Source organism: Litoreibacter arenae DSM 19593, assembly GCF_000442275.2.
Lineage (GTDB): Bacteria > Pseudomonadota > Alphaproteobacteria > Rhodobacterales > Rhodobacteraceae > Litoreibacter > Litoreibacter arenae.
Genome location: NZ_KE557311.1, coordinates 59,043 through 76,303, shown reverse-complemented (window position 1 = coordinate 76,303; position 17,261 = coordinate 59,043). Strand labels below are relative to the sequence as shown.

20 protein-coding genes are annotated in these 17,261 nt (G+C 62.7%); 17 read left to right on the top strand and 3 right to left on the bottom strand.

Annotated elements, in window-relative coordinates; genetic code table 11:
• Positions 1-265: 265 nt before the first annotated feature.
• On the top strand, positions 266-2,110 hold the full coding sequence (locus tag THALAR_RS09855) for a PHA/PHB synthase family protein (protein WP_021101398.1): 1,845 nt from the start codon (positions 266-268) through the stop codon (positions 2,108-2,110).
• Positions 2,111-2,233: 123 nt separating this feature from the next.
• On the opposite strand, the gene THALAR_RS09850 is transcribed toward THALAR_RS09855, so the two are convergent.
• Together THALAR_RS09850 and THALAR_RS09845 are read right to left on the bottom strand one after the other, a co-directional pair.
• Positions 2,234-2,521 carry a sll1863 family stress response protein gene (locus THALAR_RS09850; protein ID WP_021101397.1) on the bottom strand — a complete coding sequence of 96 codons (288 nt, stop codon included), beginning with the start codon at positions 2,519-2,521 and terminating at the stop codon, positions 2,234-2,236.
• Between the two features lie 24 nt (positions 2,522-2,545).
• On the bottom strand, positions 2,546-2,977 hold the full coding sequence (locus tag THALAR_RS09845) for a hypothetical protein (protein WP_021101396.1): 432 nt from the start codon (positions 2,975-2,977) through the stop codon (positions 2,546-2,548).
• 202 nt (positions 2,978-3,179) lie between these two features.
• On the opposite strand from THALAR_RS09845, the gene THALAR_RS09840 reads away from it, so the two are divergent.
• From THALAR_RS09840 to THALAR_RS09765, 16 genes are all read left to right on the top strand, one after another.
• Positions 3,180-4,622 (top strand): YfcC family protein, encoded by a 1,443-nt coding sequence (locus THALAR_RS09840; protein WP_021101395.1) that lies wholly within the window; start codon positions 3,180-3,182, stop codon positions 4,620-4,622.
• Positions 4,623-4,638: 16 nt separating this feature from the next.
• Positions 4,639-5,868 (top strand): arginine deiminase, encoded by a 1,230-nt coding sequence (locus THALAR_RS09835; protein ID WP_021101394.1) that lies wholly within the window; start codon positions 4,639-4,641, stop codon positions 5,866-5,868.
• Between the two features lie 14 nt (positions 5,869-5,882).
• On the top strand, positions 5,883-6,884 hold the full coding sequence (argF, locus tag THALAR_RS09830) for an ornithine carbamoyltransferase (protein ID WP_021101393.1): 1,002 nt from the start codon (positions 5,883-5,885) through the stop codon (positions 6,882-6,884).
• Positions 6,885-6,887: 3 nt separating this feature from the next.
• Positions 6,888-7,805 (top strand): carbamate kinase, encoded by a 918-nt coding sequence (arcC, locus tag THALAR_RS09825; protein ID WP_021101392.1) that lies wholly within the window; start codon positions 6,888-6,890, stop codon positions 7,803-7,805.
• 14 nt (positions 7,806-7,819) lie between these two features.
• A complete protein-coding gene (locus tag THALAR_RS09820; protein WP_021101391.1) occupies positions 7,820-8,383 on the top strand; it encodes an HdeD family acid-resistance protein in 564 nt (187 codons plus the stop codon).
• A 21-nt stretch (positions 8,384-8,404) separates the two neighbouring features.
• Positions 8,405-9,175, top strand: coding sequence for an SDR family NAD(P)-dependent oxidoreductase (locus THALAR_RS09815; RefSeq protein WP_021101390.1), 771 nt, complete (start codon positions 8,405-8,407; stop codon positions 9,173-9,175).
• Between the two features lie 19 nt (positions 9,176-9,194).
• Positions 9,195-10,577, top strand: a complete 1,383-nt coding sequence (atpD, locus tag THALAR_RS09810) for a F0F1 ATP synthase subunit beta (RefSeq protein WP_021101389.1) — start codon at positions 9,195-9,197, stop codon at positions 10,575-10,577.
• Positions 10,574-10,984 (top strand): ATP synthase epsilon chain, encoded by a 411-nt coding sequence (locus THALAR_RS09805; RefSeq protein ID WP_021101388.1) that lies wholly within the window; start codon positions 10,574-10,576, stop codon positions 10,982-10,984. Before atpD ends, THALAR_RS09805 begins: the two co-directional genes overlap by 4 nt.
• Complete coding sequence (locus THALAR_RS09800) at positions 10,981-11,262, top strand: AtpZ/AtpI family protein (protein ID WP_021101387.1); 282 nt, start codon at positions 10,981-10,983, stop codon at positions 11,260-11,262. The genes THALAR_RS09805 and THALAR_RS09800 overlap by 4 nt, the downstream gene beginning before the upstream one ends.
• Entirely contained in the window at positions 11,259-11,561 is a 303-nt protein-coding gene (locus THALAR_RS09795; RefSeq protein ID WP_021101386.1) for a F0F1 ATP synthase subunit A, read from the top strand. The genes THALAR_RS09800 and THALAR_RS09795 overlap by 4 nt, the downstream gene beginning before the upstream one ends.
• Entirely contained in the window at positions 11,552-12,256 is a 705-nt protein-coding gene (locus THALAR_RS09790; RefSeq protein WP_021101385.1) for a F0F1 ATP synthase subunit A, read from the top strand. Before THALAR_RS09795 ends, THALAR_RS09790 begins: the two co-directional genes overlap by 10 nt.
• A complete protein-coding gene (locus tag THALAR_RS09785; protein ID WP_021101384.1) occupies positions 12,253-12,543 on the top strand; it encodes a F0F1 ATP synthase subunit C in 291 nt (96 codons plus the stop codon). The genes THALAR_RS09790 and THALAR_RS09785 overlap by 4 nt, the downstream gene beginning before the upstream one ends.
• 4 nt (positions 12,544-12,547) lie before the next feature.
• On the top strand, positions 12,548-13,312 hold the full coding sequence (locus THALAR_RS09780; RefSeq protein WP_021101383.1) for a F0F1 ATP synthase subunit B family protein: 765 nt from the start codon (positions 12,548-12,550) through the stop codon (positions 13,310-13,312).
• Positions 13,302-14,831: a F0F1 ATP synthase subunit alpha gene (locus tag THALAR_RS09775; protein ID WP_021101382.1), complete on the top strand. Its 1,530-nt coding sequence runs from the start codon at positions 13,302-13,304 to the stop codon at positions 14,829-14,831. The genes THALAR_RS09780 and THALAR_RS09775 overlap by 11 nt, the downstream gene beginning before the upstream one ends.
• Positions 14,815-15,729 (top strand): F0F1 ATP synthase subunit gamma, encoded by a 915-nt coding sequence (locus THALAR_RS09770; protein ID WP_021101381.1) that lies wholly within the window; start codon positions 14,815-14,817, stop codon positions 15,727-15,729. The genes THALAR_RS09775 and THALAR_RS09770 overlap by 17 nt, the downstream gene beginning before the upstream one ends.
• Positions 15,730-15,797: 68 nt before the next feature.
• Positions 15,798-16,208 carry a CBS domain-containing protein gene (locus THALAR_RS09765; RefSeq protein ID WP_021101380.1) on the top strand — a complete coding sequence of 137 codons (411 nt, stop codon included), beginning with the start codon at positions 15,798-15,800 and terminating at the stop codon, positions 16,206-16,208.
• 2 nt (positions 16,209-16,210) lie between these two features.
• Here the strand turns inward: THALAR_RS09765 and THALAR_RS09760 are convergent, their stop codons facing one another.
• Entirely contained in the window at positions 16,211-16,948 is a 738-nt protein-coding gene (locus THALAR_RS09760) for a Crp/Fnr family transcriptional regulator (protein ID WP_021101379.1), read from the bottom strand.
• Positions 16,949-17,261 lie beyond the last annotated feature (313 nt).

Sequence of the window (17,261 nt, the reverse complement as noted above, 5' to 3'; positions counted from 1 at the left end):
AATTGACCTGATTTTAGCGCAAATTCACGATTGAGTCCATCACTGCGAAATCGCGCTCTGGAGGGAACAGAAATTTCGCTCCTGATCTTTTGTTCGATGCAAATATTTTCAGCCCAGCTTTACGTTGTTTAACGCAGATCAAGTTGTCGAAAGGGTTATCTTGATATTATCGCGCAAGAGACTCGAGCAGCCCGCCAACGACTGCGCGGGGATTTGAGTTGGACGATCCGCCATGATGTTTAGCGGGCGGGCGATAGGATGAGAGATGAAGAAGTCAGCAACGGTCACCAAGATTACCAAACCCGACACACGCCGGACGACGACACCCGCCAATAAAACCGACCAGATTTCACATCAAATGGATCCGGTGCCGCCCGAGCTTGGCCCGCTCTGCGCGACCAATGCGCCCGACCGGTTTGCGGTCGAAAGCATGGACCGCGCGGTAAAAGCGCAGCTCGCGCGGCTGACACAGGGGATATCGCCTTTCGGGCTGGCCTCGACATTCTTCAACTGGGGGCTGCATCTGGCCTCCTCGCCCGGAAAACAGGTGCAACTGGCGGAGAAGGCCATGCGCAAGACGGCGCATCTGGGCATGACCGCGGGGCGGCTGATGTCGGGGCAGGGGACCGCGCCCTGTATCGACCCGCTGGGCCATGACGACCGGTTCGACGCGGCGGAATGGCAGCGCTGGCCTTACAACATGGTCTACCAGAATTTTTTGATGACCCAGCAATGGTGGTATAATGCCACCAACGACATTGACGGCATGTCGCGGCGCGATGAACAGGTGGCGTCTTTCGTGGTGCGGCAGATTCTGGACATGATGTCGCCCTCCAACAGTTTGTGGACCAACCCCGAAGTGATCGCCGAGACGACGCGAACCTTTGGCGCCAATCTGGTGCAGGGAACGCAGAACCTCATTGAGGATATCGACCGCACGATGGCCGGAAAGCCGCCTGTCGGTGCGGAGGACTACCTGCCGGGCCGCGAAGTGGCGGTGACGCCGGGCAAGGTGGTTTACCGCACGCACCTGTTCGAGCTGATCCAGTACGCGCCGCAGACCAAGACCGTCGCGCAGGAGCCGCTGCTGATCGTTCCGGCGTGGATTATGAAGTATTATATCCTCGATCTGTCACCACATAACTCTTTGGTGAAATATCTGGTGGAGCAGGGCTTCACCGTCTTCATGGTGTCGTGGCGCAACCCTGATGCCCAAGATCGTGATATCGGGATGGATAACTATCTGGACGCGGTGGGCGAGGCCTTGGACGAGATTGGCCAAATCATCCCCGACGCGCAGGTACATGGCGTCGGCTACTGCCTTGGCGGCACGTTGATGTCGGCGAAAGCCTCGCAGATGGCGCGTGACGGGGACAAGCGGTTGAAAACGCTGAGCCTGTTCGCCACTCAGGTCGATTTTGAGGACCCCGGCGAATTGCAGCTGTTCATCAGCGAAAGCCAGGTGTCTTTCCTTGAGCATATGATGTGGGACCAAGGTTATCTGGACACCAAGCAGATGGCGGGCGCGTTCCAGTTGCTGCGTTCGACCGACCTTATCTGGTCGCGCTATGTGCATGAATACCTGATGGGGCGGCGTCAGCCGATGTTCGACCTGATGGCGTGGAACTCGGACGCGACGCGGATGCCATACCGGATGCACAGTGAATATCTACGTCATATGTTTCTCAACAACGAGTTGGCTCAGGGGCAATACCGCATTGACGGCAAGCCGGTCGCGATCAGCGATATCACTGCGCCTATGTTCTGCGTCTCGACCACCGGCGACCATGTGGCGCCGTGGAAGTCAGTCTACAAGCTGCATCTGCTGACGGATACCGACGTCACCTTTGTGCTGACTTCTGGCGGACATAACGCGGGGATCGTCAGCAGACCCGGACACAAGGGGCGGACCTACCAGATAGATACCGCCACGGCGTCGGCGAAATACATAGCCCCCGACGACTGGCGCGCGGCGGTTCCGGTTCAAGACGGGTCATGGTGGCCGGAATTTACAAGCTGGCTGGACAAGCAGTCCTCGGCCAAGGGGCCGCCGCCGCCGATGGGAGCCGCCCTTGGCGACGCGCCCGGCACGTTTGTCTTGCAGCGCTAGGAAAGAAACAGGTTTGGCGGTGAAGGCTGGCTTGTCCAGCCGTGACCCCGCGCTTGTTCCAAGCGTAGGTGGCGCGAGGAAAGCGGCACCCTGACGGCACCGCTTCTCGTCATGTTCAAACTGTCAGGAAAACCGTTTACGTGCGCGTTTCATGGCTTCGCCCAGCTCGTCCCATGCGGATTCGACGCCAGCGGTCATATCTTTCCACGCCTCGCCTTGCGCGTCACGGAGCTTGTGCATCTGCGCCTCGGCCTGCTTTTGCTTGGCCTTAAGCTCCTCGACCTCTTCCATGTATTTCAACTGTGCGTCGGCTTGCGCCTTCTCTGCCTTGGCGCGCAGCTGGCTGATCTGGGCTTTCCATTCGTCCATCTGCGCGTAAAACTTGTCTTGATAAGCTTGTTTCTTATCCATCTTTAGGTCTCCTGAAGTTTCAACTCAGACCGGCGTGCCGGTATGGGATGTTGCCTTTTTGACTGCTTTGCGGGTCTCTTCCACCGCGTCCGTCTCGTTGCTTACCATACATTCCGCACAGGCGCTCAGCATTTCGGTGCAGTCTTTGGCGTCATCCGCGATACGTTCCATGGACTTGCGCTGCCAGTCGGACAGAGCCTCTATTGCAACGGCGGGATCGAATATGCCCCCGGTAAAGACGTGCTTGCTTAGCTCGATCGCCGAGCGGGTGGCATCATGGCGGCGCTTGAACCACGCGGCTGAGAATTTTTCGACCTCCTCCAGCATCCGGTCCTGCGCTTGCCAGAAATGAGTGGACTGAGGGCCGAAAGCAGGATTGGCAGTGAACAGAACCTGCGCCCTGTTGATGGCGTCCTCGGCAGCGTCTTCAAGAGGGAATCTGTGTAGTTTGGCCATTTGATCGTCCTTTCCGTGGGATAGGGCGGTTTGCCCACGTCACAGTCGTTCGAAAGACCGGGGCACACATTAATCTAGGTCAAGTTCTGATCAATAAACGCAGTGCGGTCCCTGATTGCCGCAGTTGACGGGGGTTAATGCGTGCTGCCGCAATCGGACGCATTCCATTGGTCCTGACGCTACCATTGGAAGGAGACGATCCATGACCGATGAGACGCAAGCCGCGCGTGACCCCGAGGACGACCTCGCCTCACGCTTCCCTACGGCCTACACCATTCTATTCCTGCTGATCATCCTCGTCGCGGTGCTGACCTGGATCATTCCGGCAGGTCAATACGACCGCATCATGAGCGAGGAGGTCGGGCGCGAAATCGCCGTGGCCGGCACCTACAAGCAGGTCGACGCCAACCCGCAGGGCTTCGTTGCGGTGATGCTGGCCCCGATTGCGGGGTTCTATGACCCGGACAGCTACGCGGCCAACGCCATCGACGTGGCGCTGTTCGTGCTGTTTCTGGGCGGGTTTCTGGGCGTGGTGAACGCCACCGGCTCGATCGACACCGGCATCCGCACCGCGATGACCCGCATGAAGGGACGCGAGATCTGGATGATCCCGATCATGATGTCGCTGTTTGCTTTGGGCGGCACGACCTACGGCATGGCCGAGGAAACGCTGGCCTTCTATGCCATCCTGATCCCCGTGATGATTGCCGCAGGCTATGACGCGGTGACGGGGGTGGCGATCATTCTGATCGGGGCGGGCATCGGCACGCTGGGCTCGACCATCAACCCGTTTGCGACTGTTATCGCCTCCGACGCGGCGGGTATTCCGTTCACCGACGGCATCATGTTGCGGGTGCTGATCCTGCTGGGCGGGCTGGCGATCTGTGCCGCGTACGTCATGCGCTACGCGCAGAAGGTGAAGAATGATCCCGCCCGCTCGGTCGTCTCCAAACAGGCCGACGCGCACCGCAAGCTGTTCCTTGCAGACGCAGATGACGACGAGGCGACCCTGACCCGCACGCAGCAGATTATTCTGGTGCTGTTCGCCGCGACCTTCGCCGTGATGATCTGGGGCGTGTCCACGCAGGACTGGTGGATGGCCCGCATGAGCGCGCTGTTCCTCGGGGCGGCAATCGTGGTCGGCGTGGTCGCCCGCATGGGCGAGAAGAAGCTGACCGGCGCCTTCGTGGACGGCGCACGCGACCTGCTGGGCGTGGCCCTTGTGGTCGGGCTGGCGCGGGGCATCGTGGTCATCATGGAGCAGGGGTTGATTGCCGATACGATCCTGTTCAGCGCCGAGCAGACGCTGGGCGGCCTGGGCGATCTGGCCTTCATCAACCTGATGTTCTGGATCGAGATCGGGATGAGCTTTTTCGTGCCGTCCTCCTCCGGTCTGGCGGTTCTGTCGATGCCAATTCTGGCCCCGCTGGCAGACTTCGCCGGCGTCGGGCGCGATCTTGTCGTGACGGCGTATCAATCCGCAAACGGGCTGGTGAACCTGATTAACCCGACCTTTGCCGTGGTGATCGGCGGGCTGGCCATCGGGCGCGTGTCCTATGACCGCTGGATCGTATTCATCTGGCCGCTGATGCTGATCTTGCTGGTGTTTATCTCCGCTGCACTCAGCGTTGGCGCGCTGCTCTGACCTGAAAGGAAACGACATGACTGACCACAACCTCGGGGTGTATTCCGAAACCGGCAAACTGCGGCAGGTGATCATCTGCCGCCCCGGTCTGGCCCATCGCCGCCTGACACCCGACAATTGCGAAGACCTGCTGTTCGACGATGTGTTCTGGGTCAAGCAGGCGCAGAAAGACCATGATGAATTTGGTGCTGCCATGACCAAAGAGGGCGTCGAGGTGCTGGAAACCGGCGCGCTGCTGGCCGAGACGCTGGACATCACAGAGGCCCGCAAATGGGTGCTGGACCACCGCATTGCGGCAATCCATGTCGGTGTCGGCATGGAGCGCGAGTTGCGCGCATGGATGAACGAGCTGCCCGGTGCGGACCTGTCCAGATTCCTGATCGGGGGGCTGACCGTCTCGGATGTGCCGTTTGACACGGAAAGCATGCTGGGCGCCTATCTCGGCCATCACGGCTTCATCCTGCCGCCCCTGCCGAACTTCCTGTTCACTCGCGACAACTCTGCGTGGGTTTACGGCGGCGTCACGCTGAACCCGATGTATTGGCAGGCCCGCCGCCCCGAGACGCTGCTGACGGCGGCGATCTACAAGTTCCACCCGAAATTCGCGGGCAAGGTCGAGGTGATCTGGGGCGACCCGCTGAAGGATTACGGCCTGGCCACGCTGGAGGGCGGCGACATGATGCCTGTGGGCAATGGCGTCGTGCTGGTCGGCATGGGGGAGCGGACCTCGCCGCAGGCCGTGGGACTTCTGGCCGAGGCACTGTTCGACGACGGACGCGCGACCCGTGTGGTCGCCTGCCAGATGCCAAAATCCCGCGCCGCGATGCACCTTGATACGGTGTTCACCTTCTGCGGCGGCGACGTGGTTACCAGCTTCAAGGAGGTCGCGGACGAGATGACCTGCTACGACCTGCATCCCGGCGAGGGCAGCAAGCCGCTGGACATGCGCCATGACCCCCGCCCGATGTTCGACGTCGTGGCTGATGTGATGGGGTTCAAAAAACTCAACGTCGTGCCCACCGGCGGCACTGACCCGTTCGAGCAGGCCCGCGAGCAGTGGAACGACGGCAACAACGTGCTGGCCCTGCGCCCCGGTCTGGTCATGGGCTACGACCGCAACGACGACACCAACGCGGCCCTGCGTGCGATGGGCATCGAGGTGATCGAGATGCCCGGTGCCGAGCTTGGACGCGGACGCGGTGGCAGCCGCTGCATGTCCTGCCCCACCATCCGCGACGCGGTGTAGAAGGAGACAATACCATGGCTTTCAACCTGAAAAACCGCCATTTCCTGACCTTGCGCGACTTCAGCCCGCAAGAAATCGGCTTCCTGCTGAAGCTGTCCGCCGACCTCAAGGCCGCGAAATACGCTGGCACCGAGGTGCCTTTGTTGAAGGGCCGCGAAATTGCGCTGATCTTCGAGAAGGACAGCACCCGCACCCGCGTGGGCTTCGAGGTGGCGGCCCATGATCAGGGCGCGACCGTCACCTATCTTGGGCCGTCGGGCAACCACATGGGGCACAAGGAAACCGTCAAGGACACCGCCCGCGTGCTGGGCCGCGTCTATGACGCGATCGAGTATCGCGGTTTCGGACAGGAGATTGTGCAGACGCTCGCCGACTGGTCCGGCGTGCCGGTCTATAACGGGCTGACGGACGAGTTCCACCCGACCCAGATCCTCGCTGATTTCCTGACGATGCAGGAGCACGCCGAGAAGCCGCTACGCGAGCTTTCCTTTTGTTTCATGGGCGACGCGGCAAACAACATGGGCTGTAGCCTGTTGCTGGGCGGTGCCAAGATGGGCATGGATGTGCGCTTGTGCGCGCCAAAAAGCCTGTGGCCCGACCAAGCCATCCGCGACGAGGCGCGGGCGATCGCGAGGGAAACCGGCGCACGGATCACCGTGACCGATGACGTGGACAGCGCGGTGGTGGACGTTGATTTCATCTATACCGACGTCTGGGTCTCTATGGGCGAAAGCAAGGACAAATGGGCCGAGCGGATCGAGCTGTTGAAACCCTACCAGGTCAACTCCGGCATGATGATCAGAAGCGGCAACCCGCGGGTGAAGTTCATGCATTGCCTGCCTGCTTTCCACAACACCGACACCACGGTGGGTCAGGAGATGAAGGACGAGTTCGGCCTCGACGCGATGGAGGTAACGGAAGAGGTGTTCGAGTCCCCCGCGTCCATCGTGTTCGATCAGGCAGAAAACCGGATGCACACGATCAAGGCGGTTCTGGTCGCCACGTTGGGGGCGTAGGCCATGCTTGTCGTTGCAGCCCTTGGGGGCAACGCGCTGTTGAAGCGCGGGGAGCCCCTGACCGCCGAAAACCAGCGGGCCAATGTCCGCACCGCGGCTGCCGCTTTGGCGCGGATCGTGCGGGCGGGGCACCGTCTGGTGGTCACCCATGGCAACGGCCCGCAGGTGGGTCTGCTGGCGCTGCAAGGCGCGGCCTACCGACCGGACGAGGCCTACCCGCTGGATGTGCTGGGGGCGGAGACCGGCGGCATGATCGGCTATATGATCGAGCAGGAGCTGGAGAACGCGCTGGACCATGAATACGCCGTGGCGACCTTGCTGACGCAGGTTCTGGTCGACGGCAGAGACCCCACCTTCCAGAAGCCCACCAAGTTCATCGGCCCCGTCTACGAGCGCGAGGAGGCCGAGGCCCGCGCCAAGGCCGCAGGCTGGACCATCGCGCAGGACGGCGAGAAATGGCGCCGCGTGGTGGCCTCTCCGGTGCCGCAGGAAATACCTGACATGCGGGTGCTGCAACTGCTGCTGGATCGGGGCGTGATCGTGATCTGCACCGGCGGCGGCGGCATTCCCGTATTGCGCCAGCGCGATGGCAGCCTGAGCGGTATCGAGGCGGTGATCGACAAGGACGCGGCCAGCGCCCTGCTGGCGCGGGAGTTGAAGGCAGATGCGCTGCTTTTGTTGACCGACGTTAATGCGGTCTACCGCAACTTCGGTAGTGATGATCAAGAGCGGATCGACACGCTGACGCCGGACGAGGCGCGCGCGCTCGAGCTGCCCGCAGGCTCCATGGGCCCGAAGATGGAAGCCGCCGCAGCCTTTGCTTCGCAAGGCGGGCTGGCGGGCATCGGGCGGTTGGATCAGGCGGTCGAGATACTGGAAAGACGGGCGGGCACCTGCGTGGTCCCGAATATACCCGATTGAGAAGGATGAAAGACATGAACGAGATGATTGATTATTTGCAACGCAGCTGGTGGATTTTCCTGCTGCGCGGCGTCGCCGCCATCGTACTGGGGATCATGGCCTTTGCGTGGCCCGCGCTGACGCTGGCCGTGCTGGTCACCCTGTTCGGTGCCTATGTGTTCGCCGACGGCATTTTCGGGCTGATCGACGCTATCCGCTACCGCGACAGGCTGAAACGGATCTGGCCGCTGGTGCTTGAATCGACCCTCGGGATCGTCGTCGGTGTGCTGACGCTGTTCTGGCCCGGCGTCACGGCGCTGGTTCTTCTGATGTTCATTGCGGCATGGGCCGTCGTGGGTGGGCTTCTGCGGATCGTGCTGGCCTTCCAGATCCGCAAGGAGATCACCGGCGAGTGGATTCTGATCCTGGGCGGCGTCATGTCGATCCTGTTCGGCGGCTTGCTTGTTGCAGTGCCGCAGGTCGGGCTGATCACGCTGGTCTGGATCATCGGCATCTACGCCATTCTGTTCGGCGTCCTGTTCATGGTGTTGGGCTTCCGCCTGCGCACGCTGGACGCGCAAGCCGGCACTTTTGCTTGAACTAACGAGAGGAAAATCGCCATGAAACGTTTGCAAGACAAAATCGCCCTGATCACCGGCGGCGCGGCGGGGATCGGTCTGGAGACCGCCCGCCTGTTCCTGAACGAAGGGGCCAAGGTCGCTTTGGTGGACCTGAAAGAGGACGATCTGGCTCAGGCCGCCAAGACGCTGGGGGGCCTTGGCGAGGTGTTGACCATCGCCGCCGATGTGTCCTCGGCCGACGATACGGCACGTTACGTGCGTGAGACCGTCGACAAGTTCGGCCGTATCGACGTGTTTTTCAACAACGCAGGCATCGAGGGCAAGGTCGCGCCGCTCGTGGACCAGAAGATCGAGGATTTCGATCGCGTGATCGCCGTCAACGTGCGCGGCGCGTTTCTGGGGCTTCAGCATGTCTTGCCCGTCATGACCAAGCAGAAATCCGGCAGCGTCATCAATATGTCGTCTATTGCGGGGCTGAAAGGCAGTCCCAACGTCGCGCCCTACATCACCTCCAAGCACGCGGTTGTCGGGCTGACCCGTGCGGCTGCGATCGAGGTCGGCTCAACCGGCGTGCGCGTCAACTCGGTCCACCCCTCGCCGGTGAACACGCGCATGATGCGCTCGCTGGAAGAGGGGTTCAATCCCGGCCACGGCGACGCGGTGAAGGATCAGCTGACAGCCGACATCCCGCTGGGCCGTTACGGCGAGTCCGCCGACATTGCGGCGCTGGTTCTGTTCCTCGCCTCGGATGAAGCGGCGTTCATTACGGGCGCCCAGTATCCGGTCGACGGCGGCATGGCGGCGGGATAGGCGCGAGGGGACCGGACCGATGACCGAAACCACCACCCAAGAGGGCACCGTCACCGCCATTCGTGGCGGCGTCGTAGACGTGGCGTTTGAGGGCAAAAGCCCGCGTATCCAGTCAAGCCTGGACGTGGGCGGCATCGCCATGGAAGTGGCATCTTTGGTGGGCGGCGGCGTGGTGCGGTGCATCGCGCTCGGCTCGGTGCGTGGTTTGGGGCTTGGGGCCAAAGTGACCGCCACCGGTGCGGGCATCGAGGTGCCGGTGGGCGAAAGCGTGCTGGGCCGGATGCTCAACGTCTTTGGCGAGCCGCTTGACGGATTGCCCGCCCCCGCCGCGTCAGAGCGGCGCGCGATCCACCAACCGCCGCCACCGCTGGCCGACCGCGTGCTGCGCGCCGAAGTACTGGAGACCGGCATCAAGGCCATCGACCTTCTGTCCCCCATCGAGCGCGGCGGCAAAACCGGCCTGTTCGGCGGCGCGGGCGTTGGCAAGACGGTGCTTTTGAGCGAACTGATCCACAACACGGTCGAACACCACCACGGCGTCAGCCTGTTTTGCGGCATCGGAGAGCGGTCCCGCGAGGCCGAGGAGTTGTGGCGCGAAATGGGCGAGGCGGGCGTGCGCGACCAGATGGTGATGCTGTTCGGCCAGATGAACGAAGCCCCCGGCGTGCGCTTTCTGGTCGGCGCATCGGCGCTGACCATGGCGGAGTATTTCCGCGACGACCGCGAGCAGGACGTGCTGCTGCTGATCGACAACATTTTCCGCTTCGTGCAGGCGGGCTCCGAGGTGTCCGGCCTTCTGGGCCGGATGCCGTCAAGGGTGGGCTACCAGCCGACCCTGGCCACGGAACTGGCCAGCCTTGAGGAGCGTATCGCGTCGACCCGCAAAGGCTCGATCACGTCCATTCAGGCGGTCTATGTGCCTGCCGACGACTTCACCGACCCCGCCGCCGCGCATATCTTTTCGCACCTGTCGGCCTCGGTCGTCCTGTCGCGCAAACGCGCCAGCGAAGGGTTGTATCCGGCTGTCGATCCGCTGGCGTCGACCTCTGTGATGCTGACGCCCGCGGTGGTCGGGCAGCGCCATTACGACATCGCCCGCGCGGTGCGTCGCACTTTGGCGGAATACGAAGACCTGCGCGACATCATCGCCATGCTGGGCATTGAAGAGCTGTCCGCCCATGACCGCGCCGTGGTCGCCCGCGCGCGCAGGCTGGAGCGGTTCCTGACCCAGCCGTTCTTTACGGTCGGCGCGGCGGCGGGGACTACTGGCAAGCTGGTGCCAATCGCCGAGACGCTCGACGGCTGCGAAGCGATCCTGTCGCAAACCACATTCGATCTGCCCGAAAGCGCCTATTACATGATCGGCAGCCTGCCCGATCTGAAGCAGGAGGACGCAGCATGAGCACCGCGTCCGAGATGCAGGTCTCGCTGCGATTGCCGTCCGAGGTGTTGTTCGACGGTCCCGCGACCCGCCTGACGGGCGAGGCGGCGGATGGTGGCTTCGGCATCCTGCCCAACCACGTTGATTTTGTCACCGCGCTGGTGCCCTCCGTCCTGCTGGTCACGCAACCCGACGGGCGGGAGAGAATTTTTGGCATCGACGAGGGGCTGCTCGTCAAGAAGGGCCACAGGGTCGAGTTGGCCGTGCGGCGCGGCGTCGAGGGTGATGACCTGGACAGCCTCAGCGACACTGTCGGCGACAGCTTCGCCGGTCTCGAAGACGAAGAGAAAAGCGCCCGCGCCGCCCTGTCCCGCCTTGAGGCGGACATGGTGCGCCGCTTCGCCAGCCTGAGAAAGCCGCATATATGACCCGCGACGACGACAAAACCACCAAGGAGATCGGCCAACGCGCCCGCCGCAAGAAGGACGCGCGTGACGATCCCGGCCCAAGCCCGCTGCGCGGTATCGGCACCTTCGGGATGATCGGCTGGTCAATCGCCGTGCCGACTTTGATCGGCATCTTTCTGGGACTTTGGCTGGACGGGCTGGCCCCGCAGAACTTCTCCTGGACCATCGCGCTGCTTCTGGGTGGCGTGGTTCTGGGGGCGTTCATCGCGTGGGGTTGGATCGGGAAGGAAGGGGAATGAGCATGATTGCGATTGACTGGACCCTGTTCGGGTTTGGCGCTTTGGCGGGCACATTTGCCGCCGCGCTGTTCTTTGCGGGCCTTGCGTTCGGGATGCGGCTGGCGCTGCGCACCGCCCGCCCCACATCCGTGTTGCTACTGAGCGCGGCGCTGCGGATCGCGGCACTTCTGGGGCTTGTGTGGTGGATGACCACGCAGGGTCTGGCGGCGCTTGCAGGCTTCGCGCTGGCCTTTCTGGTTACCCGTTTCGTCGTGCTGGCCTTCGCCCGCCCCCCGAAGGAGGCCGCGCCGTGGAGCTGACCCCCGACACCACGACCGTTTTCTCGTTGGGCGGCATCGCCATCAACGCCACCATCTTCAACACATGGCTGATCATGCTGGTGCTGACCGGCGTGTCCGCGCTGATCACCTGGAACCTGCGCCCTGACGTCCCGCCCAACAGGTGGCGCACGACGCTGGAGGTCATCGTGGGCCTGATCGTCGGCCAGATCGCCGAGATCACCGGACGCCGCGACCGCCGCCTGCTGTATTTCACCGGCACGCTGTTCCTGTTCATCGTCACCGCCAACCTGCTGACCGTGGTGCCCGGGTTCGACACGCCCACCGCGTCGCTTTCGACGACAGCCGCGCTGGCGCTGTCGGTGCTGATCGCGGTGCCGATGTTCGGCGTCAGCAGTCGCGGGATCGGCGGCTACCTCAAGACCTATATCGAGCCGTCGGTCATCATGCTGCCCTTCAACATCATCAGCGAAATCTCCCGTAGCCTGTCGCTGGCGATCCGCCTGTATGGCAACATCATGAGCGGGGCGGTCATTGCCGCCATCCTGCTTGGCGTCGCGCCGTTCTTCTTTCCGGTGCTGATGGACATGCTGGGTCTGCTGACCGGCGTGATCCAGGCCTATATCTTCGCCATTCTGGCCACCGTTTATATCTCGTCGGCGACCGCAGACGCGCCATCGCCCGACACGACCGAAGCTGCAAAGGACATCCCATGACCGACCTCTCCATCATCGCCGCCATCTCTATCTTTACGGCGGGCCTGACCGTGTCGTTCGGCGCACTTGGCCCTGCACTGGGCGAGGGACGCGCGGCGTCGACTGCCCTTAGCGCCATTGCGCAACAACCCGATGCGGCCTCGACCCTGTCGCGGACCCTGTTCGTCAGCCTCGCCATGATCGAATCCACCGCCATCTATTGCTTCGTGGTCGCCATGATCCTGCTGTTCGCCAACCCGTTCTGGAACGTCGCCCTTGAGGCTGCGCAGCAAGGTGCGGGGGGCTGAACCCATGTCGATTGACTGGATTACGGTCGGGGCCCAGATCGTCAACTTTCTGGTTCTGATCTGGCTGCTGAAACGGTTTCTCTACCGGCCTATTCTGGACGGCATCGACGCGCGGGAGGAAGAGATCTCCACCCGCATGGGCGAAGCGCAGGCAATCCGCACCGAGGCGCAGCAGACCGAGGCGAAATACAAGGCCGAGATTGCCGACCTGCGGGCCAGCAAGTCCGAGATGCTGGAAAAAGTGCGCCACACCGCCGAGGCGGAACGCGACGCGCTGCTGGCCGAGGCCCGCGCGCGTCTGGCTGACGAGCAGGCGGAGCGCGAAAAGCACCGCGCGGAGGAGGCGCGCGCCTACTCCGCCCAGCTGCATCAAACTGGCGCATCCGCGCTTGTGGCGTTGACGGGCAAGGCGTTGTCCGATCTGGCCGACACGACGCTGGAGCAGCAAATCGTGGCCCATGCCGCAGCCCGCCTGAAGGATCAGGCCGGAAGTCTGCGCGATGCGGCGGGCGATGCGCGCGAGGCCGTGGCGCTGACCCGCGATCCGTTGCCTGATGCGGAGCAAGCCCGCCTGCGCGACGCGCTTGCGGCGATCCTGCCGGAGGTCACCTTGCGGTTTGACACCGACGACACCCTGTCGCCCGGCCTGAGCCTGCGACTGGGTGGCGCGCAGGTGGCGTGGACCATCGACAGCTATCTCGACGGGTTGGACGAGATGCTGGAAGACCGCGGTGGGCAGGCGATGAAAGGTCTCAGCGATGCCGCATGACGTCATGGCCGCCCCTACGACAGCTGATCTGGTTCAGGCTTTGCTCGACAGCCCGCCGCCCGCGCCTCAGGTCAGTGAAATTGGCCGCGTGACCGAGGTGGGTGACGGCATTGCCATCGTCTCGGGCCTTGCCCGTGCCTTGGCGGACGAGCTGTTGGAATTCGCCTCCGGCGTGCGCGGCATCGTGTTCGATCTGGAGCCGGGGCGGCTTGGCGTGGTGCTGCTTGGCCCGTCCGAGCAGGTCTCGCCGGGCGAGGATGTGCGCCGCACGGGGCGGGTGGTCAGTGTGCCTGTGGGCCCTGCGCTTCTGGGCCGCGTGGTCGACGCAATGGGCCACCCGCTTGACGAACAGGGGCCCGTGGACACTGCGACCCTTGCCCCGATCGAGGCCGAGGCCCCCGACATCCTGCACCGCACCGCCGTGGCGCGACCCCTTGCGACGGGGCTGAAGGCGGTGGACGCGGCTGTGCCTGTGGGGTTGGGCCAGCGGGAGCTGATCATCGGCGACCGCCAGACCGGCAAGACCTCCATTGCGGTCGACACGATCCTGAACCAGAAAGACACTGGCGTGATCTGCATATACTGCGCCATAGGCCAGCGCGGGGACGCGGTCGCCAAGGTCATCGGCGCGCTCCGCGACGGGGATATGATGGGGCAATCAGTGATCATTTCCGCAGGCGACGAGGACGCGCCGGGGCTGGCCTACATTGCCCCTTACGCCGCCATGTCCGTGGCGGAGAGTTTCGCCGCCAGAGGCCGCGATGTGCTGGTGATCATGGACGATCTGACCCACCACGCCCATGCCTACCGCGAATTGTCGCTGCTGTTGCGCCGCCCGCCGGGCCGCGAGGCGTTCCCCGGTGACATTTTCTACGTCCACGCCCGCCTGCTGGAGCGGGCGGGGCAGTTCACCGAAGGCCACGGCTCGATCACCGCGCTGCCGGTGGTGGAGACGCAGGCCGAGAACCTGTCGGCCTACATTCCCACCAACCTGATTTCGATCACCGACGGGCAGATTTACCTGTCGCCGCGCTTGGTGCGCACGAACCAGTTTCCCGCCGTCGATCTGGGCGTCTCGGTTAGCCGTGTGGGTGGCAAGGCGCAAAGCCGGGCCTTCCGCGAGGTCGCGGGCAACCTGCGCGTGACCCTGTCGCAATTCGAGGAGCTGGAGGAGTTCGCCCGTTTTGGTACGCGGCTGGATGACGACACACGTGCAAGGCTCGCCCGTGGCGCGGCAGTGCGCACCGCCCTGCGCCAGCCGGAGCGTGACCCGATGCCTGCCAATGAACAACTGGCGGTGCTGGTGGCGGCAATGGAAGGGTTGCTCGACGGTATGAATGAGGGGCAAGCGGTGGCCGCCATGACCGCAATCCGCGCAGGAGTGCGTGCGGATGATCGCGGCATTGCGGCGCTGATTGCCGAGGATGAAAAGCTGACGGATGAGGGCCGCGCGGACATCGTGACCGCCGCGCGTGAGGCCATTTCGCAGATGGAAAAAGCCGATGGCCCAGACGCTTGAGCTGCTGACACACCGCACGGACACGATGAAAAGCATTCGCGGCATCGTGCGGACGATGAAGACTATGTCGGCCATCAACTCGCTGCCCTATGAGCAGGCGGCCCAAGCCATGGAGGCCTACCGCGACACGGTGCTGGACGGCTTCCACGCATTTGTCCAAAGTCATGGCCCGCTGCCGATTGAGACGGATACTGACGCGGTGCGGATCGTGATCGTCTTCGGGTCCGACCACGGGTTATGCGGCAACTATAACGAGATCGTGGCGGAGGAAGCGCTGCGCCTTCACGGTGCCGATGCGCGGGTAATTTGTGTGGGTGCGCAGATGGAAGACGCGCTGGCGGGGCAGGGGCTGACGCCCGAAACCACCCTTTTGCCACCCGCAACCGCCGACGGGCTGGCGCGGCTGGCGGGGCGTCTGATCACCCTGTTGGACGGGGTGCGCCAAAGCGGGGCGGACGACATTGCCGTCTCGCTCGTCTTCATGCAACGCGCCGAGCATGGCCAGCAACGCCCCGTGTCGCAGCGCCTGTTGCCGCTGGACCCCGACATGACGCGCGGTTTTGCGGATCGGCCTTGGGCCTCCCGCAGCCTGCCGCAGTTCCGGCTTGCCCCCGACCGCCTGCTGGCCGCCCTGATTCGCAGCTACCTGTTCGCCGAGATGTTCCGCGCCGCCGCCGAGGCGCTGGTCACCGAGAACGCCGCCCGTTTGGCGCGGATGCAGCAGGCAGAGCATTCGGTAGATGAACAACTGGAGGCGTTGACCGGAGAGATGCGCGCGGTCCGCCAAAGCGACATCACCACGGAGCTTCTGGACGTCATTATCGGCTTCGAGGCGCTGAAGGATCGCGACAAAAGAAAAGCCCGCGAAGCCACGGAGCAGAAACTTGCCCAAAGTTAATTCGGGCACTCCTGATACGGGGTAGCTTCGGGGAAGAGAGTGTCTTGATGCGATCCGGAGGTCCCGAAATGTTGGTAAGCCGTATCATGCGCCAGCCTGTGATGACTGTCTCTATGGACACATCCATCCGGGCAGCTGCGGCCTTGATGAAGGGGTTTGATATCGGTGTGTTGCCCGTGTGCGATGATGAGAACCTTGTCGGCATCATAACGGATCGTGATATCGTGCTGCGTTGGGTGCCTCATTTGACCGACGACAATCCGGTCAAGACGATCATGACGCGCCATGTCGTAACCTGCCGCACCGCCCATACGATTGAACAGGCTGCGCGCTTCATGGCGGATATGCAAATTCGCCAACTCGTGGTTAAGGATGAAGCGGGCCGTATCGCGGGAATCGTGACGTTGGGCGACATCGCAAACGACGCGAGCGAGGAAATCGCGGGTCAGATTTTGGGCGAAATCGTCGAAAAACGATGACTCTATTTACGCCGCCTGATAATGATTTCTTCCCGGAAGCTCTCCAGATCAATCTCGGCTATGTCGCAAAGCGCGTCCATATCCGTCAACTCGATCCTCGTCGGGGTCGGGTGCGAGATGATCCCGTCGCGCTCTAGGCGTCGCAGGGTCCGGCATACGTGAACATTGCTCAAGCCGGTAAACTCCCCGAATTTTTGTTGCGTTATCGGAAAGACGTAAGATCTGTCCTGCGTGCGCCCGACATCCTCAAGGCGGACGAAGAATTCCAGCAGCGCATATGCGATGCGGTTGGCGGCGTTACCCTTGCCTATCCGTAGCATTAGCTCGGCCGTTCGGGCTTGTGTGGTGACGATCTCTGCGGCCATCATCTCGCGCACATGCTGCATCACCTTGCTTGGTCCATTGGCGTGGTGCGGTCGAATATTGATGAAGCGCACATCGCTCAGAGCTTCGATCGAGCAGGCGGCCTTGTTCGCATAATGCGCGCCGACCAGCGCGAAATCCCCGGGGAGAAGTATGTCGATAATTTGCGTCTCGCCGTCCGGCAGCATCTTGGATAGGCCGATCCAGCCTTCCAGCAACAACATGGAATGGTCGACAAAGTCCCCCTCCTGAACGATCATCTTGCCTTTGGACTCGGCAATGATTGCGGCGGGCGGTTGGAGGTTCAAGTATTCCTCAACAAGCGCATGGTCAATAAAGCCAAAGCTCATGGGTACGACGGCGCTGGATGTTGACATGCTGTACCCCTTGAATGGAATTCTATAATGAACCTTTAATCGGTTAGGAGTGGAAGTGGAAATTAATACACACTCCGGGTAGGCGGTTCATTGCATCTACGGCAGTCGCTGGAAGGGGACCGTTGTATGAAACGAGCTATTGGCCGAGCGTGGGGCAGGGTTGATCGACGACTGCGTGTCGCCGGGTTCAGAAGTCCGGCCCGGAATTGACCAAGACAGAACCAGCGCAAAACTGAAATTTTCGGGGGTGAGTCCGCATAGCAGCATTGACCCAATTTCGCAAGTACTCGTCGGCTTAATAGACGCGACAGGG

Bases quoted from the DNA above. Each gene is read 5' to 3' on its own strand.
- THALAR_RS09780 (WP_021101383.1), top strand. From the start codon at position 12,548: ATGTCGATTGACTGGATTACGGTCGGGGCCCAGATCGTCAACTTTCTG.
- argF (WP_021101393.1), top strand. From the start codon at position 5,883: ATGGCTTTCAACCTGAAAAACCGCCATTTCCTGACCTTGCGCGACTTC.
- THALAR_RS09850 (WP_021101397.1), bottom strand. From the start codon at position 2,521: ATGGATAAGAAACAAGCTTATCAAGACAAGTTTTACGCGCAGATGGAC.
- THALAR_RS09855 (WP_021101398.1), top strand. From the start codon at position 266: ATGAAGAAGTCAGCAACGGTCACCAAGATTACCAAACCCGACACACGC.
- THALAR_RS09815 (WP_021101390.1), top strand. From the start codon at position 8,405: ATGAAACGTTTGCAAGACAAAATCGCCCTGATCACCGGCGGCGCGGCG.
- THALAR_RS09795 (WP_021101386.1), top strand. From the start codon at position 11,259: ATGAGCATGATTGCGATTGACTGGACCCTGTTCGGGTTTGGCGCTTTG.
- THALAR_RS09840 (WP_021101395.1), top strand. From the start codon at position 3,180: ATGACCGATGAGACGCAAGCCGCGCGTGACCCCGAGGACGACCTCGCC.
- THALAR_RS09770 (WP_021101381.1), top strand. From the start codon at position 14,815: ATGGCCCAGACGCTTGAGCTGCTGACACACCGCACGGACACGATGAAA.
- THALAR_RS09800 (WP_021101387.1), top strand. From the start codon at position 10,981: ATGACCCGCGACGACGACAAAACCACCAAGGAGATCGGCCAACGCGCC.
- atpD (WP_021101389.1), top strand. From the start codon at position 9,195: ATGACCGAAACCACCACCCAAGAGGGCACCGTCACCGCCATTCGTGGC.
- THALAR_RS09835 (WP_021101394.1), top strand. From the start codon at position 4,639: ATGACTGACCACAACCTCGGGGTGTATTCCGAAACCGGCAAACTGCGG.
- THALAR_RS09760 (WP_021101379.1), bottom strand. From the start codon at position 16,948: ATGTCAACATCCAGCGCCGTCGTACCCATGAGCTTTGGCTTTATTGAC.
- THALAR_RS09765 (WP_021101380.1), top strand. From the start codon at position 15,798: ATGTTGGTAAGCCGTATCATGCGCCAGCCTGTGATGACTGTCTCTATG.
- THALAR_RS09845 (WP_021101396.1), bottom strand. From the start codon at position 2,977: ATGGCCAAACTACACAGATTCCCTCTTGAAGACGCTGCCGAGGACGCC.
- THALAR_RS09820 (WP_021101391.1), top strand. From the start codon at position 7,820: ATGAACGAGATGATTGATTATTTGCAACGCAGCTGGTGGATTTTCCTG.
- arcC (WP_021101392.1), top strand. From the start codon at position 6,888: ATGCTTGTCGTTGCAGCCCTTGGGGGCAACGCGCTGTTGAAGCGCGGG.
- THALAR_RS09775 (WP_021101382.1), top strand. From the start codon at position 13,302: ATGCCGCATGACGTCATGGCCGCCCCTACGACAGCTGATCTGGTTCAG.
- THALAR_RS09785 (WP_021101384.1), top strand. From the start codon at position 12,253: ATGACCGACCTCTCCATCATCGCCGCCATCTCTATCTTTACGGCGGGC.
- THALAR_RS09805 (WP_021101388.1), top strand. From the start codon at position 10,574: ATGAGCACCGCGTCCGAGATGCAGGTCTCGCTGCGATTGCCGTCCGAG.